The sequence below is a fragment of the Tessaracoccus rhinocerotis genome (assembly GCF_007197885.1).
In the GTDB taxonomy this organism is placed as follows: Bacteria; Actinomycetota; Actinomycetes; order Propionibacteriales; family Propionibacteriaceae; genus Arachnia; species Arachnia rhinocerotis.
Map to the genome: position 1 here is coordinate 168,596 of NZ_VKKG01000005.1, position 22,771 is coordinate 191,366.

Consider the following 22,771-nt stretch of genomic DNA (forward strand, 5'->3'; position numbering starts at 1 on the left):
TTGTAACGGAAGATGGTGGAAGCCTTTCAGGAGGGTTCAGCCCTTCACGGAGCCAATCATGAGACCGGAGACGAAGTGCTTCTGCAGGAATGGGTAGACGAACAGGATCGGGACGGCCGCCACGATGGTGATGGCGGAGCGGAGTGCGATCGGTGTGGTCACCTGTCCACCACTCGCCACGGTCGCCTGACTGCCCGCGGTACCCTGGTTCACTCCGGCGTTCATCGAACTGGACAACAGCTTCTGCAGTTCGTACTGCAGGGTTGAAAGCCATTGCTCGCCCGAGTTGTAGAGCAGGGTGTCGATCCAGGCGTTCCAACTGCCCACCGCCACGAACAGGCCGACCACGGCCAGCGTGGGCTTGCACAGCGGCATCACGATCTGCCACCAGATCCGGAAGTCGCCCGCACCGTCGAGACGTGCCGACTCGATGACCTCCTCCGGGATCGACTTCATGTACGTGCGCAGGAGGATCAGGTTGAACGCGCTGATGATCACGGGCACCCAGTAGGCCTGGAAGGTGTTCAACATTCCCAGGTCCCTGATGAGCAGGTAGTTGGGGATCAACCCGGCGTCGAAGTACATCGTGAGCACGAAGATCAGGGTGATCGGCCTTCGGAAGATGAACTCGTTGCGGCTGAGCGCGTAGGCGAGCATCGAGGTGAACAGCAGGTTCGTGAACACGACGACGACCGTTTTCAGGACGCTCATGAAGAACGCCTGGTAGATCGTGTGCATGTTGAACACCACCTCGTAGTTCTGCAGCGAGAACACGCGGGGCCAGATGCCGATCCCTCCCCTGACTGCGTCCATGCCGTCGTTGAAGGAGACCGCCAACGTGTTGAGCAGCGGGTAGAGCATCAGCACCGACAGCAGCACCAGGAAGGTGCTGTTGAGAGTCGTGAAGATGATCCGCTCGGCCGTCCACCGCTGACGGTGCGACCTGCGTCGTCCTGTGCCCCGCATCCGGGGCTCGGTAGCAACAGTGCTTGGCATGAGGTCCTCCTAGACCAGCGACTCTTGGTTGAGGCGCTTGGCCGCCATGTTCGCCGAGCCCACCAGGATGATGGCGACGATGGTCTTGAAGATGCCCGCGACGACCGCGAGGCTGTAGTTGCCCAGTTCGTATCCGTACCGGAGCACGAAGACGTCGATGGTTTCGGCCCTCTCGGAGATCAGACCGTTGCCGAGGAAGTAGGGCAGCTCGAAGTTCGTGGACAGGATCCAGCCGCTGTTGATGATCAGCAGCACGACGATCGTGGGCTTGATCCCGGGCAGCGTGATGTGCCACATCTTGCGATATCGGCCGGCACCGTCGACCTCGGCAGCCTCGTAGAGGTTCGGGTCGATTGCGGTGATCGCGGCCAGGTAGAGGATCGTGTTCCAGCCCAGTTCCTTCCACAGGTTCGTACCGGCGACGATTCCCCAGAAGTAGTTGGGCTCGGTGAGGAACAGCACCGGCTCGTCGACGATGCCCAGAGCCAGGAGCCCTTGGTTGATGAACCCGCCGGAGGAGGGCAGCGACAGCGCCACCGACGCCAGGCTCGCCACGATCACCCAGCTGAGGAAGTGCGGCATGTAGGTGATGTTCTGCAGGATCCGCTTGAACGGCTGGTTCCTGACCTCGTTCAGCAGCAGTGCGAGGACGATGGCTCCGACGGTCCCCACGAACAGTGACAGGAGCGACTGTCCCAGGGTGTTGGTCACGACTCGCATGAACCGCTCCCCCATGACACCGGTGAACAGGTTGACGAAGTTCTCGAAACCCACCCACTCCTGGTTCCAGATGCTGCCGCGACCCGGCTTGTAGTCCTGGAAAGCGATCGCCCACCCGTAGACCGGGACGTACTTGAACAGGATCTGGTAGAGCAGCAGCGGAACGGCCATCAGGAGCAGGGCGCGCTGCGCCCAGATGAGGTCCCAGGTGATCCTGCGCCTGGGAGGCTTCGCTGCCTTGTTTCTGGCCTTCCTGTCCGGCTTGCGCGCGTCCGCGAGCCCGACGACCGCTTCGGTGCCGGTGGCGGTCGCTAGGGGTTCGATCGTGGCGTTCGTCATCTGTCCAACCTCTGTGTCAGGAGCTTCGGGTGGTCGCCGAGCAAACCGTGGTGGGGGCGCGAACGCCCCCACCACGGGCTCACTGACGGTTACCAATTGGCCAGGCGGTCCTGGATGCCGGCATTGATCGCGTCCTCGTAGACCTGGACGTCGATGGCGTCGATGGCGTCAACATAGGCCTGCCAGTTCGCGTCGAAGTCGGCTGGGCTGCCAGCGATCACCTTCGGCAAGTTCTGCACACTGGCGTCGGTGATCTGCTGGTTGACCTGGTTGGCGGCGTCGTCGAGCCCGATGTTCCAGGCCGGGTAGTACTTCGGATTCTCCGGCGGCTCGTTCACGAACTGACGCCAGGTCTGCTTGTCATAGGCCTCCATGACGGCGGCGTCGTACTCGGTCAGCGTCGCGAAGAACTCGGCGGGCTGGTCATCGGGGCCGTAGGCGTTGCCATCGGAGAACTGGCCCTGGTGCTTTGGCAACACGTCCAGCAGTGCCTCGAGGCGGTTGGACGAGCGCCAGGTGAGGTCTCGGGCGTTGGCCCGCTGTTCCTCGGTCCGGTGGAACATGCCGTCCTCGCCGACGAGGTAGTCCTCACCCTCGATGCCCCAGGAGAGCACCTTCTGCCAGGGCTCGCTGAGCATCAGGTCGATGAACTTCAGTGCCTTCTCCGGCTGCTCGCTGGAGGCGGAGATGCCGAATCCCTGGTTGGTGTTCATGACGTCGCGGTCGGCGTACCAGGGCTCCACTCCGTCGTAGACGGGCATGAGCGGCACGTAGGTGTACTGGTCGTTGCCGGCGCTGCGCAGCGAGTCTGTGGCCGTCTGGAAGTTCCAGCCCTGGTCGTGCATGCCCAGTACGGCGCCGGTGGCGAGCTTCGCCGTGTACTGGTCGAACGTCAGCGTGAAGGATTCGGGGTCGACGAGACCCGCTGCGTACTTCTCGTTGAGGACCTCGTAGAAGTCCTTGGCGATCTCCTTGTCCGCGTAGATCTCCGCGTGGTCGTTCTCGTCGACGATCACGCCACCGTTGTTCGGGGAGCCGGCCAGGAGCGCCGGCGGGTTGGTCATGCCCCACTCACGGCCCGTCGACGCCAGCAGTTCGAAGCCCACGGTCGGGATGCCGTCAGTCTCGGGGTGCTTTTCCTTGAAGTCCGCGATGAGCTCGAAGTATCGCTCCAGCGTCATGTTCTCGAGGTCCGGGAACCCGGCCTCCTCGAGGACACGCTTCTGGATCCAGAACGCGGGGCCGTAGTAGGTGCCGCCGGTGATCTCGCCGTAGAAGCGGTTGTAGTTCGGGATGATGTACAGGCCCGGGTCCACCTCACTGCCGGAGTAGCTCATCTTCTTGATGTCGTCCTCGACATGGGTCGCGATGTTGGGGTAGTCACCGGTGGCCAGCATCTCGTCCAGGGGGATGAGGGCGCCGCCCTCCAGGAGACGGAGCCGCAGGTCGGTGGTGCCGACGAGGTCGGGGAACTCTCCGCCCGCGAGCATGACACCGATCTTCTGGTCGACGTTGTCCGGCGCGACGATCTCGTACTCCAGCGTCACCCCCAACTGCTCCTCGAGCAGCTTCGTGATCTTGTTGTCGGGGGCCGGGGCCTGCGAGGCAGACGTGATCCATGTCGTGAGGGTGGTGGGGTTGCTGGGCGTCAACATCCCGGACTCGTCGGCGAGGTCCCCTTCGGGGATGACCACATCCTCCTGCGGGACCTCCTCCTTCTCCTGGGATTGGCCGGTGCACCCGGCCAACCCGACGGCGACCGCTGCAGCCAGGGCCAGCGCCGACAACTTCTTGCCAGTGGTTCTCATGTCTTCTCTCTTCGTTGAGCGAACCGTTTCTCCTAGGGTGTGACGTGGAGCCGGGGTCGGACTCCGAGCCTCCATCGCACCGAGGAAACCAGATCGGCCTGGCGTCCCCATCCCGTCGGAATGTAGCGATAAACTAAGCCGTCGGAACTCCCGCAGTCAAGCCCTAGGACACAAAATGTTGCAATCCATCACTAAATCGAGGTGCTTGCCGCGCCCCAGAGTCCACCCGGGCACGGTCATAAGGCAGGCTGTCGTCAGTGAGGAAGTTGCTACGATGCCCCCGGGAGGACGTTCATGGTGACGATGGCCGACGTCGCCCGCCAGGCAGGCGTGTCCACCATGACCGTGTCGAACGTCCTCAACGAACGCAGGCCGGTCGGCGCGTCGACGCGGGCGCGCGTCCTCGCCGCCGCGGAACTCCTGGGCTACGAGATCAACCTGACCGCCCGGGCGCTCAAGGCCGGACGGACCAACACCGTCGCGTTCATCGTGCCCACCTTTCACGACTACTTCGGCGAGCTCGCCGACGAGATCGCCCCTCTCATCGAGGCGGAAGGTCGCCACCTGGTCCTGGCACGCACGAGCGCCGAGCCCGAACAGGAGATGGCGTCCCTCTCCGTCGCGCACCTCAACCTGTACGACGGCGTCCTCCTCTCAGTGGCTGGCCTGAACCTGCAACAACTCGACCGCGTCCGGAGCGCCAAACCCCTCGTCCTGCTCGGGGAGCGTGACGTCCCCGAACGCTTCGACCACATCCGTCTTGCCAACGAGGAGGGTGCCCGGCTCGCCACCACCCACATGATCCAGCGCGGCTCCCGCCGCATCGTCGCACTCGGCTGTGCATTCGAGTCGGCGCACACGATGGCAGGCGACCGCCGTCGCGGGTGGGAGCTTGCCCACCAAGAGGCCGGCATCCGAGTCGACAGGGAGCTCGTCGTGCCCGTGTCGACCTACTCCCACGAAGCGGCCCGTGCCGCGCTCGACGCGGTTCTGGCCTCAGGCCTCTCCTTCGACGGAGTCTTCGCCGCGACCGACGTGCTTGCCCTCGGTGCCCTGGCGGCGCTCGCGGACCACCGGCGGCGCGTGCCCGAGGACGTTCAGCTCGCCGGGTTCGACAACCTTGACATATCGCGCTTCGTGCCGCCGGGCATCACGTCGATCGACGCCAACCACAAGGGTGTGGCCCAGCAGGCCGTCCGGCTCCTGCATCGCAGGATGGCAGACGGTGCCGCGCCGGCGGAGCACATCGTCGCGCCGGTGCACCTCGTGCCGCGCGGCTCCACCCGCGCCTTGGGTGGGTGAGTCCGCCGGCAACCGGTGTTCGCACACCCGGGGATTGGGTATAGCATCGGCTGGCAACGTTGCCCACGCCCGAGTCCTCGACTCCGCCGTGGGCGCTTTCTCATTCCGCACCACTTCCGGAGCAACGTGGACACCACCAATCCGGGCGACCGCTACAGCAGCCGCCGCCGCATCGCAATCGTCGTGGCCCTCGGTCTGCTGACCGCTCTCGGCCCGTTCACCATCGACCTCTACCTGCCTTCCTTCCCCAGACTGAAGGCCGACCTCGGGATCACCGATCCCCAGGTGCAGTTGACGCTCTCGGCCACCGTCGTCGGCTTCGCCGTCGGGCAGTTGCTGATCGGTCCGCTGAGCGACCGGTTCGGACGCAAGCTTCCGCTCGTGGCGATGACCGCGCTGCACGTCGTGGCCTCGGTCCTGGTGGCACTGGCTCCGAACATCACCTTTCTCACCGTCCTGCGCGCACTCCAGGGCTTCGCGGCCGCGGGTGGCGCCGTCGTCGCGATGGCGATGGCACGTGACCTGTTCGACGGTCGCCGCCTCGTCGTGATGCTCTCCCGCCTCGCTCTGATCTCCGGCCTCGCCCCGATCATCGCGCCGGTCATGGGGTCGTGGCTCGTCGGCCTGTTCAACTGGCGCGGCATCTTCTGGGTGCTCGCCGCCTACGGGCTCGTGGTCGTGGTCCTGGTGGCGGTCCTGGTTCCCGAGAGCCGTCCCGCCGCCGACCGCTCCACCGGTGGGGTGCGCGAGTTGAAGGGTGCCTACGGTCGGGTGCTCGGCGACCGCACCTTTGTCGGCGTCTGGATCACCGCAGCCCTTGCCTTCTCCGGGCTGTTCTCCTACGTCTCCACCTCGTCCGTGCTGCTGCAGGAGACCTTCGGCCTGTCCCCCGGCGGCTTCGGGCTGATCTTCGCGCTCTGCTCCGTGGGCGTGTTCATCGGCGTCCAGGCGGGCAGCCGGCTGGCCTCGCGCCTCGGTCCGCAGTGGACGCTCGTGATGGGCACCTCAGTCATGGTGGTGGCCGCCCTGGTGCTGCTCGGCGTGGGCACCATCGCCACGAACGCGTGGCAACTGGTGGCCCCGATGTTCTTCTACACCTTCGGCTTCGGCTCCTCGATGCCGAGCTGCCAGGTGATCGCGCTGCAGAACCATCGCCGGGACTCCGGCACGGCGGCATCCCTCATGGGCGCCCTCAACATGGGCCTGTCGGCCGTGGTGGGCCCCGTCATCGGCACCTTCGCCATGACGAGCGCGGTTCCGATGGCTGCCGCGATGCTGATCTGCGCACTGGCCTCGGTCGTCGTGCTGTGGGTGCTCGTCCGCCCCTGGCAATTGCAGATCACGCTCGACTGACGAGGAGCCGAAGAGGCCCTCCCCGCGGACGGGGAGGGCCTCTTTCGTGTCAATCGGTCAGGGAACCTGGACCGGGTCGGCTGACTCGCCGTGCTTCGCGTCCGGGCGGTCCTTCGACTTCTCGTCCTTGTCCTTGGGTTTGAAGTCGATGCCGGCCTCCTTGCGCTGCTGGGGCGTGATGGGCGCCGGGGCCTGGGTCAGCGGGTCGTAGCCGCCGCCTGACTTGGGGAAAGCGATCACGTCGCGGATGGAGTCGGACTTGCTCAGCAGAGCGACGATGCGGTCCCAGCCGAACGCGATGCCACCGTGCGGCGGTGCACCGTAGGCGAAGGCGTCCAGGAGGAAGCCGAACTTCTCCTGCGCCTCCTCCGGACCGATGCCCATGACGTCGAAGACGCGCTCCTGGACGTCACGGCGGTGGATACGGATGGACCCGCCGCCGATCTCGTTGCCGTTGCAGACCATGTCGTAGGCGTAGGCAAGGGCACTGCCGGGGTCCGTGTCGAAGGTGTCGAGGTGCTCCGGCTTCGGCGAGGTGAAAGCGTGGTGCACCGCGGTCCAGGCGGAGTCGCCCAGCGCGACGTCGCCCTCGTCGACCGCCTCGTTCGTTGGCTTGAACAGCGGCGCGTCGACCACCCAGAGGAAGCTCCAGGCGTCCTCGGGAATCAGGCCACAGCGACGCCCGATCTCGTTGCGGGCGGCGCCCAGCAGGCTCTGCGACGAGGTGCGCGCACCGGCGGCGAAGAAGATGCAGTCGCCGGGCTTGGCGCCGGTGCGCTCCGGCAGCGCGGCCAGTTCCGCCTCGGAGAGGTTCTTGGCCACCGGGCCGCCCAGCTCGCCGGTCTCGGAGACCGTGACGTAGGCCAGCCCCTTCGCGCCGCGCTGCTTGGCCCACTCCTGCCACGCGTCGAACTGGCGGCGGGGCTGCGAACCGCCGCCGGGCATGACGACGGCACCGACGTACGGGGCCTGGAAGACACGGAATGCGGTCTCGGAGAACAGGCTCGTCAGCTCGGTGATCTCGAGGTCGAAACGCAGGTCGGGCTTGTCCGAGCCGTACCGGTCCATGGCGTCGGCGAAAGTGAGCCGCGGGAACGGCGTGGTGAGCTCTACGCCCTTGAGCGCCCAGACCTCCTTGACGACGGCCTCGCCGAGCTCGATGACGTCGTCCTGGTCGACGAAGCTCATCTCGATGTCGAGCTGGGTGAACTCGGGCTGGCGGTCGGCGCGGAAGTCCTCGTCGCGGTAGCAGCGGGCGATCTGGTAGTAGCGCTCCATGCCGGCCACCATCAGCAGCTGCTTGAACAGCTGGGGCGACTGGGGCAGGGCGTACCAGGATCCCGGGGCCAGGCGCGCCGGCACCAGGAAGTCGCGGGCACCCTCGGGTGTGCTGCGCGTGAGCGTCGGCGTCTCGACCTCCACGAAGTCGCGGGCGTCGAGCACCTTGCGGGCGGCGCGGTTCACGTCGGAGCGCAGGCGCATGGCAGCGGCGGGGGCCGGGCGGCGGAGGTCCAGGTAGCGGTACTTCAGGCGGGCCTCCTCGCCGACGTCGACACGCTCGTCGATCTGGAACGGGAGCGGGGCTGCGGTGTTGAGCACTTGCAGTTCGCTGATGGCCACCTCGATCTCGCCCGTGGGGAGATCCGGGTTGGCGTTGCCGTCAGGCCGCACCTCGACGACGCCGGTGACCTGGATGCAGTACTCGTTGCGGAGGTCGTGGGCGCCGGAGGACTCGAGGACCTCGTCGCGGACCACCACCTGGGCAACTCCGGAAGCGTCACGGAGATCGATGAAGGCGACGCCGCCGTGGTCGCGGCGCTTGCCGACCCAACCACTCAGTACAACGGTTTCACCGGCGTGGGAGGCTCGCAGCTCTCCGGCCTTGTGGGTGCGCAGCATGATGAAGCTATTCCTTTCTGGGCGGACTGCAGAGACGGTGCAGCCACCGACGTCCATGCTAGTGCGCTCCCCAACATCTGACGAACGGGTGCCTGCCGGGTGGGCGCCGAACTGTCAGTGGTGGGTGACAGTGTTGGTTCATGGAGATCACAGTCCTTCCCCTGGACAGGAAGCAGGTCGCGAACGAGGCACTCACCCAGGTGCAGCGCGCGCAGGAACGGATCCGCCTCGGGGAGGTGGAGCAGGCGGTGGCGCTGGTGGACCTGGCTCTGGCGTACCGGGTCGAGGTGGACACGATCATCGGGGAGCTGCAGGACGCCTACGTCCGCCCTGGCAACGACGGCACCCCGCTCGTCTCGGAGTTCCTCGCGCTCGAGTTGTCAGCTGCCACCGGCACCACGCAGCGCACGGCACTGAACCTCGTGGCCGAAGTGCTGGACCTGAAGTACCGACACCCCGCCCTGTGGGACGCATTCTGCGCGGGTCTCATCCCTCGCTGGCAGGCCGTCAAGCTGACCGAACTGACCATTGCCCTCGACGTCGCAGCCGCCCACTGGGTGGACGAGCAGCTCGCCCCCAGGGTGGGGCGCGTCTCGTTCCCGCGGCTGCAACGCATTGGAAGAGGACTGGTGGCCAGGGCCGACCCTGAGCTGCGCAAGCGGCAGGAGGAGGACCTGCGCCAGGACCGCACCGTCAGGTTCGGCAAACCGGAGGCCGGCACGACGGACATGTACGCCTCCCTCGAGGCCCGCGACGCGAGGGCCCTCGACGACACCATCAACCAGATCGCCCGCAGCATGGGCAGGGCCGGCGACGCGCGGACCCGTGAGCAGCGTCGCGCCAGCGCCCTCGGTCTGCTCGCAGACCCTGCCGCCGCGCTCGACTGGTTGAACGGGTCCGCCGCCACCCCCGGCCAGACGACGATGGCGGCCTCTGGCGCACGCCGAGGGCGCGCCGTGGTGCACGTCCACCTCGCTGCAGGGACCATCGCGGATCCCGACTCGGGAGTGGCGCGGATCGAAGGGTTCGGGCCGCTCACCACCGGTTCGTTGCCGGAGTTCCTCACCGGCTCCAACGTCACGGTGCGGCCTGTGGTCGACGACGCGTTCATCGCGCCGGTGGACTCCTACGAGATCCCCGAGCGGATCAGGGACGCGGTCCACCGGCGACACCCGGTCGAGAACTTCCCGTTCTCTTCTCGCGGTTCCCGCTCCCTGGACCTGGACCACCTGGATCGGTACAGGCACGGCGCTGATTGGGAACCGGGCCAGACCGGGACCCACAACCTCACTCCGCTGAGCAGACGGGTGCACCGGGCCAAGACGGCAGGGGCTTGGCACGTCATGGAGACCAGCACCGGGCACTACGCCTGGCGCTCACCGCTGGGCCGCGAGTACGTCATCGACCTTGACGGCACGACGACGCCACCGCATCTCAGCCGGGCATGACGCCCGGTGCCCGGTCCTCGGCGGGCGGTTCCCACGTCGCCGGATCCGCAGTGACCTGTTCGCCGCTGCGGATGTCCTTCACCGAGTCCGAGCCGAACCACACGAACGGGATGCCCCTGCGTTCCGCGTAACGGATCTGCTTGCCGAACTTGTCGGCCTTGGGTGCCACCTCGACGGCGATCCCGCGCGCCCGGATGGCGGCAGCGACTGCGATGGCGTCCTCCCGGGTGTCCTCGTTGTCGACCGCCACCAGCACCGCTGAGGGCACCGAACGATTCGCCGCCAGGAGGCCCTTGCCGATCAGCGGAGCGAGGATGCGGGTGATGCCGAAGGAGTAGCCGACGCCGGGGAAGGTGGTCTTCCCGTCGGTGGCCAGCGAGTCGTAGCGGCCGCCGGAGGCCACGGAACCCAGCTTCTCAGAGCCCACGAGCAGGGTCTCGTAGACCGTGCCCGTGTAGTAGTCGAGGCCGCGGGCGATCTTCAGGTCCGCGACGACGCGGTCGGGTACCGAGCGCCTGGCCACCCGGACCAGCGCGGAGAGCTCCTCCAACCCGTTGGACAGCAGTTCGTCCTCGACACCGAGTCCCAAGACGTCGTCGACGAACGACTCGTCCGTGGCGCTGATCCCCGCAAGCGCGACACACTTGGCGGCCTGCTCGGCCGTCAGGCCCAGTTCATCGGTCAGGAGATCGCGGACGGCGGCCGGCCCGATCTTGTCGTACTTGTCGACGCGCTGCAGCACGGGCGCGGTCTCCTCGATTCCCAGACCGCGGTAGAAACCCTCAAGGAGCTTGCGGTTGTTGACCCGCAGGCTGACCGGGGGCAGCCCCATGTCCCTGTGCAGCTTCTCGAACACGTCGAGGGCCACCAGCGGGATCTCGACGTCGTGGTGGGACGCCAGGTTGCCCTGGCCGACGATGTCGATGTCGGCCTGGGTGAACTCGCGATAGCGGCCCTCCTGCGGGCGCTCACCGCGCCAGACCTTCTGGACCTGGTAGCGGCGGAACGGGAACGCCAGGTGGCCGGCGTTCTCCAGCACGTAGCGCGCGAACGGCACCGTCAGGTCGAAGTGCAGGCCCAGTTCGTCCGGCTCGCCATCGGCGGCGTGCAACCGCCGGACCACGTAGATCTCCTTGTCGATCTCTCCCTTGCGCGCGAGCTGGTCCAGCGGTTCGACTGCTCGGGTCTCAATGGGTGCGAAACCGTGCAGCTCGAACGTCTCGGTGACGGTGCGCAGCACCATCGTCTCGACGAAGCGACCGGCGGGAAGGAACTCTGGGAAGCCGGAAATCGGCTTGGGGCGTGCCATGTGTGGGGTGACCTCGGAGGGAACTCGATTCGGTTATGGAACTGTTACCTCGAGGGCCACAGTCGCGTTCAGCCTACTCGGATCGGACAACGATGCGACGCCGTGACTCATTCCGGCTAGATTTGTGCGCATGACTGAAACGCAAGCGCCCAAGGACTTCGGCCGCGTCGATGAGGACGGCACGGTCTACGTCACAGTGGGTGACACAGAAAGGAGCGTCGGGCAGGTCCCCGACGCCACCCCCGAAGAGGCGCTCGGGTTCTACACCCGTCGCTACGAGAACCTTGCCGCCGAGGTGAACCTCCTCGGCTCCCGCGTCGAATCCCAGGCGATGTCGCCGGAGGATGCCCGCAAGGCCATCGACACCCTGAAGGCCAACGTCGCCGAGGCCAACGCCGTCGGTGACCTGCCGGCGCTGACCGCGCAGCTCGAGAAGCTCGAGGAGCTCCTCCCCGCACAGATCGAGGCACGCAAGGCGGCGCGGGCCGAGCAGAACGCCGCAACCGTCGCGGCCAAGCAGGCCATGGTGGACGAGGCTGAGGCACTCTCCACGGGCAACGACTGGCGCGGAGGCGTGGACAGGTTTCGCAACCTCCTCGAGGAGTGGAAGGCCCTCCCCCGCATCGACCGCGCCACTGACAACGAGTTGTGGCGTCGGTTCTCCTCGGCTCGCACGCAGTACACGCGGCGCCGCAAGGCTCACTTCTCGGAGGTGAACTCCCACCGCGACGAGGCGAAGGCGATCAAGGAGGCGATCATCGCCGAGGCCGAGCCGCTCGCCGACTCGACCGACTGGGGCCCGACCGCCGGCGCGTTCCGTGACCTGATGGCACGCTGGAAGGCCGCCGGCTCGGCGCGCCGCTCCGACGACGACGCCCTGTGGGCCCGCTTCCGCGCCATCCAGGACAAGTTCTTCGACGCTCGGACCAACGCCCAGCAGGCCGTCGACGGCGAGGAGGCCGAGAACCTGGCCGCCAAGACAGCGCTCGTGGAACAGGTGGAGAAGGACCTCGAGGGCGTCACCGACGTCGAGAAGGCCAAGTCCGTCCACCGCGAGTTCCTCGAGAAGTACTCCGAGCTCGGCCACGTGCCGCGCAAGGCCATGCGCGACCTGGACAACCGGGTCCGCCGGATCGGCGACAAGGTCTCCGAGCTCGAGGCCGACGAGTGGCGCCGCACCGACCCCGAGGCCAGGCAGCGCGCGGAGGACACCGTCGCACTGTTCCAGTCGCAGGTGGACAAGCTGCAGGCCGACCTCGCCGATGCCGAGGCCAAGGGCGACACGCGCAAGGTCAAGGACACCGCGAAGTCGCTGGAGACCTACCAGTCCTGGCTGGACCAGGCCAAGGAGACACTGGCCGAGTTCAACGCCTAGGGGCCCGATCCCCTAGACGCGGAAGGCGTCGAAGACGCCCGGTACCTGGCGCACCTGCTTGATCACGTGGCCGAGGTGCGTCGGGTCGGGCGCCTCGAAGGTGATGCGGCCGATGAACTGCCGGTTCTTCGACGTGGTGATGTTGGCCGACAGGATGTCGATGTGCTGCTCGGAGAAGGCGGCGCTGACGTCGGAGAGCATCCTGGCCCGGTCGAGGCCCTCCACCTGGATCGTCACCATGAAGGAACCGACGTTGTCGGCCCAGGAGACGTTGATGATGCGCTCGGGCTGCTGCTCCCTCAGTGACGGCACGTTGGTGCAGTCGGCGCGGTGCACCGACACGCCGTCGCCCCGCGTGATGAAGCCCACGATCTCGTCGCCCGGCATCGGGTAGCAGCACTTCGCGAGCTTGACCACCATCGACGCGTCACCCTCCACCAGGATCCTGGTGTCGCCGGAGGTGTCCGGCCGGTGCCGCTGCTTGACGACGACGTCCTCGGTGACCGTGTCGACGGTCTCGTCCTCCCCGCCGTGCAGGGCGACGAGGTGCTCCACGGCGGACTGCGCCGAGACCTGGCCCTCGCCGATCGCCTGGTAGAGGTTGGAGACGTCGGTCTGCCGCAACTCGTTCGCGACCGCGGTGAGGTTCTCGAGGGTGAGCAGGCGCTGCATCGGCAGCCCCGTGCGCCGCAGCTGCTTGGCGAGCATCTCCTTGCCGGCGTCCATGGCCTCGTCCCGGCGTTCGCGGGAGAAGTGCTGACGGATCTTCTGGCGGGCCCGGCTCGAGACGACGAACTCGAGCCAGTCGCGGCTGGGACCGGCGTTGGGGCTCTTCGAGGTGAGGATCTCCACCTTGTCGCCCTGCACCAGCGGCGTCGACAGCGCCACGAGCCGACCGTTCACCCTGGCACCGATGCAGTGGTAGCCCACCTCGGTGTGAACGGAGAAGGCGAAGTCGACCGGAGTCGCGTCCTTCGGCAGCGCCATCACCTCGCCCTTCGGGGTGAAGACGTAGATCTCGTCGGAGTTGATCTCGAACAGCACCGAGTCCAGGAACTCGCCCGGGTCCTCGGTCTCCTTGCTCATCACGCCGAGCTGGTGCATGGCCCGCAGGCCGGCCTCCTCGGGCGTCACGCCGTCGCGGAGGTTCGCCTTGTACTTCCAGTGGGCCGCGACACCGTACTCGGCGCGGCGGTGCATCTCGTGCGTGCGGATCTGCAGCTCGACCGGCTCGTTGCGGGCACCCAGCACCGTCGTGTGCAGCGACTGGTACATGTTGAACTTCGGGTTGGCGATGTAGTCCTTGAACCGGCCCGGGATGGGCTTCCACGCGGAGTGCGCAACGCCGAGCACCGCGTAGCAGTCACGCACGTCCTCGACCAGGATCCGCAGGCCGATCAGGTCGAAGATGTCCTTGAAGTCGCGGCCGCGCACCATCATCTTCTGGTAGATCGAGTAGTAGTGCTTCGGACGTCCGTAGACGGTGGCCTTGATCTTGTTCTCGCCCATCAGCTGCTGGAACTGCGCGATCAGCTCCCGCAGGTACTTCTCCCTGCCGGGCGCCTGGGCGGTGACCAGCGCGGCGATCTCCGCGAACACCTTGGGCTCGATCGCGGCGAAGGAGAGGTCCTCCAGCTCCCACTTGATGGTGTTCATGCCCAGTCGGTGGGCCAGCGGGGCGAAGATGTTCAGCGTCTCGGTGGCGATGCGGACCTGCTTGTCGGGCCGCAGGAAACCGAGGGTGCGCATGTTGTGCAGCCGGTCCGCGAGCTTGATGACCAGGACGCGCACCTCCTCGCTGGTGGCCATGATCATCTTGCGGATGGTCTCGGCCTTTGCGGTCTCCCCGTAGGTGACCTTGTCCAGCTTGGTGACGCCGTCCACCATCCGCGCCACCTCGTCGGAGAAGTCCGCGCGCAACTGTTCGAGGGAGTAGTCGGTGTCCTCGACGGTGTCGTGCAGGAGCGCGGCGACGATGACCGGCTCGGTCATGCCGAGCTCGGCGAGGATGGTGGCCACTGCGAGGGGGTGGGTGATGTAGGGATCGCCGGACTTGCGCTTCTGGCCCTGGTGGTGGTGGTCGGCCACGCGGTAGGCCCGCTCGATTATCTCCAGGTCCGCCTTGGGGTGGCTGGTGCGCACGATCTTGAACAACGGGTCCAGCACGGCCGCACGGGACCGCACCGCCCCGAGGCGCGCAAGGCGGTGGCGCATGCGAAACCGGGGCTGTTCGGGCGACGAGAACCGCCGCAGAACGTTGCCCTGCTCAACTTCTGGCTCAGCCATGGTCCACCTCCATCGCCGAGACTACTCCTCCCGCTCGCGTTTCCCGTCGATCCGACCGGCGCCCTTGCGGACGACGATCAGCTCGTCACCGGCCTCGATCTTCGCGGCCGTCGGGTCGTAGAAGCGGCGCAGCGTGTCGTTGCGGACCACGCCGATCACGCGTTCGCCCACGAACGAGGCCGGGTTCTTGCCCACCTCGTCCGGGGTCGCCTGGCGCTGGTTCACCTCGAGCCCGGTGCCGCTGGTCAGGAGGTCCTGGATGATCGCACCGAGGTCTGGACCGACGGCGGACAGGCCCATCAGGCGCCCGACGGTGTCAGCCGACGTCACGACCGACGTCGCGCCCGACTGGCGCACGAGGGGCACGTTCTCGTGCTCGCGCACCGATACCACGATCCCGGCCGACGGGTTCAGCTGTCGCACCGTCAGGGTTGTGAGGATGGCGGCGTCGTCCCTGTCCAGGCAGATGATGATCTCCTTGGCCTTGGAGATCTCCGCGCGCCGCAGCAACTGGCGCCGGGTGCCGTCGCCCTGGAAGGCGGCGAGCCCGTCGAGGTTGGCGTCCTCGACCGCCATGGAGCTGCCGTCGATCACGACGATCTTCTCAGGAGGCACCCCGTGGCGGCGCATGGTGTTGACGGCGCTACGGCCCTTGGTGCCGTAGCCGATCACGACGACGTGGTTGCGCATTCTCTTCCTCCACTGCAGGTCACGGATGACGCGGCTGCCCTGGTTGGCGAGCACCTCGATGGTGGTGCCGACCAGCAGGACCAGGAACCCGACGCGCATCGGCGTGATGATGATGGCGTTGAGGAGCCGGGCGTGTGGCTCCATCGGTGTGATGTCGCCGTAGCCGGTTGTGGTCATGGTGACGGTCGAGTAGTAGAGCGCGTCGATGAAGCCGACGCCGTCGGCGTTCACGTTGTCCACGTAGGCGCCCCGGTCCAGCCACACCAGCATGGTGCTGAACAGCAGCAGGCCGAAGGCCAGCAGCGCGCGCCGCACGAGCTCCATGATGGGGCGGGAGGTCGGCCGCGGCATGCTGACCATGGCGTTGATGCCCTGTGAGTCGGCCCGCCTCAGTCTTGCCATGGGTATCAGACTGTCAGGATTGCGCTTGAACTGTCGATGCCACGCTGGACCAGGTACTCCCGGCCCCCGAGGAACCCCAGCTCCATGACCACGGACACGTGCACGAGCTCGGCCCCGATCTGCTTCAGCAGCGCAGCGGTGGCCCCAACGGTACCGCCGGTGGCGAGCACGTCGTCGACCACGAGCACCCGGGCGTCGGGCTTGATGGCGTCCGCGTGCAGGTTGAGCTCGGCGGACCCGTACTCCAGCTCGAACGACTGGCTCAGGACCGCGCCGGGCAACTTGCCCGGCTTGCGGACCGGGACGAAACCGGCACCGAGCGCCAGCGCCACGGGGGATGCGAAGATGAACCCGCGCGCCTCCATCCCCACCACCACGTCGATGTCCCTGGGAGCGGCATCGATGATCTCGGTGATCGCGGCCTGGAACCCGTTCGGCGAGGCCAGCAACGGGGTGATGTCCTTGAACGTGACCCCGGGCTTCGGGAAGTCCGGCACGTCACGGATGAGGCCCGCAATCAGTCGCTTGCGGGCCTCACTCTGCTCGAGATGAATCAATGCTTCTTCCGCTCCGCACGAGTGGTGTTGGACCTACGAGGTTTGCGCGGCCCCGTCGAGGCGGATGCCACTCCGGGTGACGACTCGCCGCCACCGCCCACGGCGGCTCGCGCCAGTTCGGCCTCCCGCTCCGCACGACGCTGCTCCTTTGCCTCGGACCGCTCGATGCGACGCTTGATCGTCTCGCGGTGCTCGACCTGCGCCGGCTCGCGCTCCTTGAGGAGCGCCAGCAACGGCGCTGCGATGAACAGCGACGAGTAGGCGCCGGCGATCATTCCGACGAACAGCGCCAGGCCGAGGTCCTGCAGCGGGCCGCTGGCCAGGGTCAGGCCACCGATCAGCAGGGCACCCACGGGCAGCACGCCGATGATGGTGGTGTTGATCGAGCGGACGACGACCTGGTTGATGGCGAGGTTCGCCCGCTCCGAGTAGGTGTCCCTGGAGTCCCTCAGGCCGGTGACGTTCTCCTTGATCTTGTCGAACACCACCACGGTGTCGTACAGGGAGTAACCGAGGATGGTCAGGATGCCGATCAGGGTGGCGGGCGTGACCGTGAAGCCGACCAGGGCGTAGACGCCCAGCGTGATGACCACGTCGTGGGCGAGTGCCAGGACGGCGGCCACCGACATCTTCCAGTCCCGGAACCAGGCCCAGATGAGCAGCATGACCAGGACCACGAAGATCACCAGGGCGATACCGGCCTGCTGTGAGACCTGCTGGCCCCACGAGGCGCCGATGGCGTTGTACGTGACGTCCTCGGGCGTGGCCCCGGCAAGCTCGGCGATCGCCGCCCGGACCGACGTGGTCTCGTCGGGGTTCAGCGAACGGACCTGGATCCGGATCGCCGAGTCACCCAGGGCGAAGACCTGCGCCTCCAGGTCCGCCACCTCGAACTCGTCGACGGCGGCGCGGACCTCGTCAACGGTGTTGGCGGTGACCTGCATCGGGGCCTGGAAGTCGGTGCCACCGACGAACTCGATCCCGAGGACGAGCCCGCGGATCAGCAGCGCCAGCAGCGCGATCCCGAGCAGGACGCCCGAGAAGATGTACCAGATGCGCTGGTTCTTGATGAACTGGATGGATGTCTGACCGGTGTAGAGCCGGTGGGCGAGGCCCATCTTGGTGGCTGACATCACGCCTCCTTGAGTCGGGTGGTGCGGCGGATGCGACGGCCCAGCAGCGAGTCCCGCGAGACGCCCATGTGGGCGGCGTCGAGCCCGGAGAGCTTGTGTCCCTCACCGAAGAACTTCGTGCGCCCCAGCAGCGTGACCATCGGCTTGGTGAAGAAGAAGCACACCGCGAGGTCGATGAGCGTGGTCAGGCCCAGCGCGAAGGCGAAGCCCTGGACGCCACCGACGGCGAGCAGGAACAGCACCGTGGCGGACAGGAGCTGCACCAGGTCGGAGATGATGATCGTGGAGCGGGCCTTCACCCAACCGGTCTGGATGGCCGAGCGCAGGCTGCGGCCCTCGCGGATCTCGTCACGGATGCGCTCGAAGTAGATGACGAACGAGTCCGCCGTCACGCCGATCGCCACGATCGCGCCGGCGATGGCCGGCAGGCTGAGCGTGAAGCCCACGGCCTGCCCGAGCAACACCATCGACGCGTACGTCGCCAGTGCCGCCACTGCCAGCGAGCCGAGCACGACGATGCCGAGGCCGCGATAGTAGACGAAGCAGTACAGCAGGACGATGATCAGCCCCACCAGGCCGGCGAGGAGACCGACCTGCAGTTGCTCGCCACCCAGGGTCGGTGAGACGTTCTCCACCTGCGACGGTTCGAACGACAGCGGGAGGGACCCGAACTTCAGGACGTTCGCCAGCGCCGCGGCGGACTCGGCGGTGAAGTTGCCGCTGATCATCGCCTCGCCGTTGGTGATGTGGGCGTTCGTGGTGGCCGCGGACTCGACGACACCGTCGAGCACGATCGCGAACATGTTCAGCGGCTCGGTCTTCGGCAGCAGGGTCTGCGTGAGCTGCGACATCTGCTGCGCGCCCGCGTCGTCGAAGTCGAGGGTGACGACGTACTGCACCTGCTGCGCCGGGATCCCGGAGGACGCGTCGGTGACCTGCTCACCGGCGATCGCCACGGGGCCGAGCAGGTACTTCTGCGAACCGATGGAGTCACAGGCGAACAGCGGCTGGTCAAGCCTGTCAGGGGTCTCCGACCCGCAGACGTACTCGTTGAACGCGGCGGTGTCCTCGGCCGAGGGGGTGTAGGCAAGTACCTCGGACATCGGGAGCCGTTCGCCGTCGCCCTCCTCGGGCGGGGCGGTGGGCAGGCCGGGGCCCTCGTCCTCGGGCTCGGGGACTATCCCGGTGCCGGTGGCCACGGCCAGGACCGGCCGGAACGCCAGCTGGGCGGTGGCGCCCACGAGGTCGACCAGGTCGTCGCGCTGCACGTTGGGTGCGGACACGATGATGTTGCGGTCACCGGACGTGGACACCGACGCCTCACCGACGCCGAGGCCGTCGACGCGCTGCTGCATGATGTTCTTGGCGGTCTCCAGCGACTCCGCCGGGACCTCGCGGTTTGTGGCCGTCAGGGTGATCGTCATGCCGCCCTGCAGGTCCAGACCCAGCTTGGGGGTCCAGGTGCTGGTCACGGCCATGAGTGTGTACATCAGGCCGACGACGACCAGGAAGGCCGTCAGCGTCAGACCCGGGCGGGGCTTGCGGGAACTTGTTGCCACAGTTTTGAGTCGTTTTCGTCGGGGCGTCGCTGCCGGCGCCGTGGATCAGTTGTCGTTCTTGCGATTCTCGTCGTCCTCGGAGGGACGCGGGTCGAACTCGGCCGCGCCGGAGCCCTCGGTGAAGTGGTGCGGCTCGAGGTCGTCGGCGCTGAACTCCTCCGCGCCCTCGACGCCCTCGACATCGACGTCATCGGCCTCGATGACGGCATCGTCGCTGAACTCGAACTCTTCCTCGTCCTCGGTGACGACCCGGGCGACGTTGCCCTTCAGCAGGGTGATCTCCACGCCCGGTGCGAGCTCCACGATCATCTGCTTCTCACCGACGTGGCGCAGGGTTGCGAACATGCCGGAGGTCAGCAGCACCCGGGAACCGGGCTGGAGGGAGGCGATGAGTTCCTGGTGCTGCTTCATCCGCTTCTGCTGCGGACGAATCATCAGGAAGTACATGATCGCGCCGAAGGCGACGACCATAAGAATGAGATCCATTGTTTTCCTTCATTGGGACAAGCAGGTTTGCCGTCGATCACTTTAGCTCACCGGTCACGAAACCCCCACCCGGGTGTTCAGGCGTCCTCGTCGAACAGCGACGGCGTGGAACCCGCTGGTGGCTCCATCCCGAGGTGACGCCATCCGGCGGGTGTGGCGACGCGGCCACGGGCGGTGCGCATCATCAGGCCCTCGCGGATCAGGAAGGGCTCGGCCACCTCGGAGATGGTCTCCACCTCCTCGCCGACGCTGAGCGCCAGGGTGGACAGGCCCACCGGTCCCCCGGCGAAGAGCTTGCACAGCGCCGTGAGCACGGACCTGTCCAGCCGGTCGAGCCCCAGCTCGTCCACCTCGTAGAGCTCGAGGGCCTGGCGCGCCTCGGCGACGGCGACGACGGGGTGACCACCCACCTGCGCGTAGTCGCGGACGCGTCGCAGCAGTCGGTTGGCGATCCGCGGCGTGCCACGGGAACGCCCCGCGATCTCGTCCGCGGCGTCCGAGCGGATGTCCACTCCCAGCTTCCGGGCGGAGGTGCGCACGATCCCGCCCAGGTCCGCGGCGGCGTAGAAGTCCAACTGCGCCGTGAACCCGAACCTGTCGCGCAGCGGTCCTGGCAGCAGCCCCGCGCGGGTGGTGGCGCCCACCAGGGTGAACGGCGGCAGCTCGATCGGGATCGCCGTGGCCCCGGGTCCCTTGCCCACGACGACGTCCACGCGGAAGTCCTCCATCGCGAGGTAGAGCAGCTCCTCCGCGGGCCGGGCCAGCCTGTGGATCTCGTCCAGGAACAGCACGTCCCCCGCGTCCAGCCCCGTCAGGATGGCGGCCAGGTCGCCCGCATGGGTGATTGCGGGTCCCGAGGAGATCCTGAGGTTGGAGTCGAGCTCGACCGCCATGATCATGGCGAGAGTGGTCTTGCCGAGCCCGGGTGGCCCGGACAGCAGCACGTGGTCCGGGCTGGTGCCGCGGAAGCGGGCGGCCTCGAGGACGAGACCGAGCTGGTCGCGGACCCTGGGCTGGCCGTGGAAGTCGTCCAGGCGCTTGGGGCGCAGCGCCGACTCGAACTCGCTGTCCTCGGGGTGCGCCAACGCGTCCACCTCGGAGTGCTCCATGGGGCGGCTCACTTGCGGGCCAGTGAGTTGAGCGCGGCACGCATCAGGGTGCCGATGGCGATGCCCGGGTCCTCGTCGACGAGGTGCGCGACGTTGTCACAGGCGGCGGCGGCGTCCCGCGCCGACCAGCCCAGCCCCTGCAGCCCGTCCCCGACCTGCTCGCGCCACGCTTCGCCGCGGGTCGACGACTGCGGGGCGGCAGCGGCCCCCGACTCGTCGTCGGGGAGCAGGAGGACCTTGTCCTTGAGTTCGATCACGAGCTTCTGGGCACCCTTGCGGCCGATCCCGGGCACGCTGCAGAGCCGGTTGAGGTCCTCGCTGTTGACGGCGCGACGGATCTCGGCGGGGCTCAGGACGGAGACGATGGCGGCGGCCAGGCGGGGGCCGACGCCGGAGGCGGTCTGGACCAGCTCGAACGCCTCCCGCTCCCCCGGGAACTGGAACCCGTACAGGGTCAGGGAGTCCTCGCGGACCACCATGGAGGTGTGGATGGTCGAGGTCTCCCCGGGACGGACCGCAGCCGCGGTGGCAGGGGTGGTGTGGACGAGGTAGCCGACGCCGCCCACCTCCAGCACGAACTGCGTGGCCCCGGCCTGCAGGACCGTCCCCGTCAACTGCGCGATCATGCGATTCCCTTCGCTCTCGCCACCGCGGCGGCGTACCTGTTGCTGCTCCCGCCGCGCCAGAGGTGGCAGATGGCCAGCGCCAGGGCGTCGGCCGCGTCGGCCGGCCTGGGGGCCGAGGCAAGCTTGAGGATGCGGACCACCATGGCGCCCACCTGTGCCTTGTCCGCCCGGCCGGAGCCGGTGACGGCCGCCTTGACCTCGCTGGGCGTGTGGAAGGCCACGGGCAGTCCCCGCCGTGCCCCGACCAGGGCTGCGACGCCGGAGGCCTGGGCCGTTCCGATCACCGTGTTGAGGTTCTGCTGCGCGAACACGCGTTCGACGGCGACGACGTCGGGTCGGTACTCGTCGAACCAGGACTCGAGCCCTGCCTCCACCTCAGCGAGCCGGTTGGCGACGTCCAGGGCGGCGTCCGTGCGGACCACGCCGACGCCGACCAGCCTGACCTGACGCCCGATGTCGCCCTCGACCACACCGACACCGCACCGCGTCAGGCCGGGGTCGATCCCCAGAACTCGCATGTCACACCCTCTCGAACATCTGTTCGGATCCTAGCGGGCGCGACCCCGGACCGCGGCCCGACACGCAGGCCCTCAGTCCTCGGCGGCCAGTTGCGCCTGCACCTCGGGGCTGAGTTCGACGTTGTCGTAGACGTTCTGCACGTCGTCGGAGTCCTCCAGGGCATCGACGATTCGCATCACCTTGCCGGCCACGTCGGCCGAGTCCACCAGCTGGCCGAAGGACGGGACGAACTGGACCTCGGAGGAGTCGTAGTCGAGACCTGCGGCCTCGATCGCCTTGCGCACCTCCACGACGTCGTTGGGGTCCGAGATCGCCTCCCAGCTCTCCCCCGCGTCGTTGGTCTCCTCCAGCCCTGCCTCGAGCGCCGCCTCGAGGACGGCGTCCTCGGTGACCTCCCCGGAGGCCTGGTGCTTGGGGACCACCACGACGCCCTTGCGGGCGAACAGGCGCAGCACGGATCCCACGTCGGCCATGGTGCCGCCGTTGCGGGTGACCGCGACGCGGACGTCGGAGGCCGAACGGTTGCGGTTGTCGGTCAAGCACTCGATCAGCATTGCCACGCCGGAGGGGCCGTAGGCCTCGTACATGATGGTCTCGTAGTCAGAGCCACCCGACTCGGCACCGGAGCCGCGCTTCACCGCGCGGTCGATGTTGTCGTTGGGTACCGAGGACTTCTTGGCCTTCTGGATGGCGTCGTAGAGGGTCGGGTTGCCGGAGGGATCCCCGCCGCCCAGGCGTGCGGCCACCTCGACGTTCTTCACGAGCTTGGCGAACAGTTTGCCGCGCTTGGCGTCGATGACGGCCTTCTTGTGCTTGGTGGTGGCCCATTTGGAGTGTCCGCTCATGCGACCTGCC

The 22,771-nt window shown here is 67.4% G+C and carries 19 protein-coding genes; 4 read left to right on the forward strand and 15 right to left on the reverse strand.

Going from position 1 to position 22,771, the window contains the following annotated elements:
* Nucleotides 1-36 precede the first annotated feature (36 nt).
* The 3 genes from FOJ82_RS12545 to FOJ82_RS12555 all read right to left on the reverse strand — a co-directional run bounded on the left by FOJ82_RS12545 (nucleotide 37) and on the right by FOJ82_RS12555 (nucleotide 3,863).
* The gene (locus tag FOJ82_RS12545) at nucleotides 37-996 is read right to left on the reverse strand and encodes a carbohydrate ABC transporter permease (RefSeq protein ID WP_143938828.1); all 960 of its coding nucleotides are present in this window, start codon (nucleotides 994-996) and stop codon (nucleotides 37-39) included.
* A gap of 9 nt (nucleotides 997-1,005) precedes the next feature.
* A complete protein-coding gene (locus tag FOJ82_RS12550; protein WP_143938829.1) occupies nucleotides 1,006-2,055 on the reverse strand; it encodes an ABC transporter permease in 1,050 nt (349 codons plus the stop codon).
* 89 nt (nucleotides 2,056-2,144) lie between these two features.
* Nucleotides 2,145-3,863, reverse strand: coding sequence for an extracellular solute-binding protein (locus tag FOJ82_RS12555; RefSeq protein WP_143938830.1), 1,719 nt, complete (start codon nucleotides 3,861-3,863; stop codon nucleotides 2,145-2,147).
* Nucleotides 3,864-4,157: 294 nt separating this feature from the next.
* On the opposite strand from FOJ82_RS12555, the gene FOJ82_RS12560 reads away from it, so the two are divergent.
* Together FOJ82_RS12560 and FOJ82_RS12565 are read left to right on the forward strand one after the other, a co-directional pair.
* A complete protein-coding gene (locus FOJ82_RS12560) occupies nucleotides 4,158-5,165 on the forward strand; it encodes a LacI family DNA-binding transcriptional regulator (RefSeq protein WP_143938831.1) in 1,008 nt (335 codons plus the stop codon).
* A gap of 126 nt (nucleotides 5,166-5,291) precedes the next feature.
* A complete protein-coding gene (locus tag FOJ82_RS12565) occupies nucleotides 5,292-6,518 on the forward strand; it encodes a multidrug effflux MFS transporter (protein WP_143938832.1) in 1,227 nt (408 codons plus the stop codon).
* A 57-nt stretch (nucleotides 6,519-6,575) separates the two neighbouring features.
* On the opposite strand, the gene aspS is transcribed toward FOJ82_RS12565, so the two are convergent.
* Nucleotides 6,576-8,417, reverse strand: coding sequence for an aspartate--tRNA ligase (aspS, locus tag FOJ82_RS12570; protein WP_143938833.1), 1,842 nt, complete (start codon nucleotides 8,415-8,417; stop codon nucleotides 6,576-6,578).
* Nucleotides 8,418-8,557: 140 nt separating this feature from the next.
* Between aspS and FOJ82_RS12575 the strand changes: the two genes are divergently transcribed.
* Nucleotides 8,558-9,865 carry a DUF222 domain-containing protein gene (locus tag FOJ82_RS12575; RefSeq protein ID WP_143938834.1) on the forward strand — a complete coding sequence of 436 codons (1,308 nt, stop codon included), beginning with the start codon at nucleotides 8,558-8,560 and terminating at the stop codon, nucleotides 9,863-9,865.
* Here the strand turns inward: FOJ82_RS12575 and hisS are convergent.
* A complete protein-coding gene (hisS, locus tag FOJ82_RS12580; RefSeq protein WP_143938835.1) occupies nucleotides 9,852-11,174 on the reverse strand; it encodes a histidine--tRNA ligase in 1,323 nt (440 codons plus the stop codon). The two genes, FOJ82_RS12575 and hisS, sit on opposite strands and share 14 nt — an antisense overlap.
* 130 nt (nucleotides 11,175-11,304) lie before the next feature.
* Between hisS and FOJ82_RS12585 the strand changes: the two genes are divergently transcribed.
* Nucleotides 11,305-12,549 carry a DUF349 domain-containing protein gene (locus tag FOJ82_RS12585; protein ID WP_143938836.1) on the forward strand — a complete coding sequence of 415 codons (1,245 nt, stop codon included), beginning with the start codon at nucleotides 11,305-11,307 and terminating at the stop codon, nucleotides 12,547-12,549.
* 12 nt (nucleotides 12,550-12,561) lie between these two features.
* Here the strand turns inward: FOJ82_RS12585 and FOJ82_RS12590 are convergent, their stop codons facing one another.
* From FOJ82_RS12590 to FOJ82_RS12635, 10 genes are all read right to left on the reverse strand, one after another.
* Nucleotides 12,562-14,835 (reverse strand): RelA/SpoT family protein, encoded by a 2,274-nt coding sequence (locus FOJ82_RS12590; RefSeq protein ID WP_143938837.1) that lies wholly within the window; start codon nucleotides 14,833-14,835, stop codon nucleotides 12,562-12,564.
* Nucleotides 14,836-14,856: 21 nt separating this feature from the next.
* Complete coding sequence (locus FOJ82_RS12595) at nucleotides 14,857-15,927, reverse strand: potassium channel family protein (protein WP_143938838.1); 1,071 nt, start codon at nucleotides 15,925-15,927, stop codon at nucleotides 14,857-14,859.
* Nucleotides 15,928-15,932: 5 nt separating this feature from the next.
* Nucleotides 15,933-16,481, reverse strand: a complete 549-nt coding sequence (locus FOJ82_RS12600) for an adenine phosphoribosyltransferase (RefSeq protein WP_143938988.1) — start codon at nucleotides 16,479-16,481, stop codon at nucleotides 15,933-15,935.
* Nucleotides 16,481-17,617, reverse strand: a complete 1,137-nt coding sequence (gene secF, locus FOJ82_RS12605; protein WP_143938839.1) for a protein translocase subunit SecF — start codon at nucleotides 17,615-17,617, stop codon at nucleotides 16,481-16,483. Before secF ends, FOJ82_RS12600 begins: the two co-directional genes overlap by 1 nt.
* Nucleotides 17,617-19,107: a protein translocase subunit SecD gene (gene secD, locus FOJ82_RS12610; protein ID WP_143938989.1), complete on the reverse strand. Its 1,491-nt coding sequence runs from the start codon at nucleotides 19,105-19,107 to the stop codon at nucleotides 17,617-17,619. The genes secF and secD overlap by 1 nt, the downstream gene beginning before the upstream one ends.
* A gap of 114 nt (nucleotides 19,108-19,221) precedes the next feature.
* A complete protein-coding gene (gene yajC / locus FOJ82_RS12615) occupies nucleotides 19,222-19,662 on the reverse strand; it encodes a preprotein translocase subunit YajC (protein ID WP_143938840.1) in 441 nt (146 codons plus the stop codon).
* 77 nt (nucleotides 19,663-19,739) lie between these two features.
* Complete coding sequence (gene ruvB, locus FOJ82_RS12620; protein ID WP_143938990.1) at nucleotides 19,740-20,771, reverse strand: Holliday junction branch migration DNA helicase RuvB; 1,032 nt, start codon at nucleotides 20,769-20,771, stop codon at nucleotides 19,740-19,742.
* An 8-nt stretch (nucleotides 20,772-20,779) separates the two neighbouring features.
* Complete coding sequence (gene ruvA / locus FOJ82_RS12625) at nucleotides 20,780-21,397, reverse strand: Holliday junction branch migration protein RuvA (protein ID WP_143938841.1); 618 nt, start codon at nucleotides 21,395-21,397, stop codon at nucleotides 20,780-20,782.
* Entirely contained in the window at nucleotides 21,394-21,906 is a 513-nt protein-coding gene (gene ruvC / locus FOJ82_RS12630; protein WP_221933164.1) for a crossover junction endodeoxyribonuclease RuvC, read from the reverse strand. The genes ruvA and ruvC overlap by 4 nt, the downstream gene beginning before the upstream one ends.
* 81 nt (nucleotides 21,907-21,987) lie before the next feature.
* Entirely contained in the window at nucleotides 21,988-22,761 is a 774-nt protein-coding gene (locus FOJ82_RS12635) for a YebC/PmpR family DNA-binding transcriptional regulator (RefSeq protein WP_143938843.1), read from the reverse strand.
* Nucleotides 22,762-22,771 lie beyond the last annotated feature (10 nt).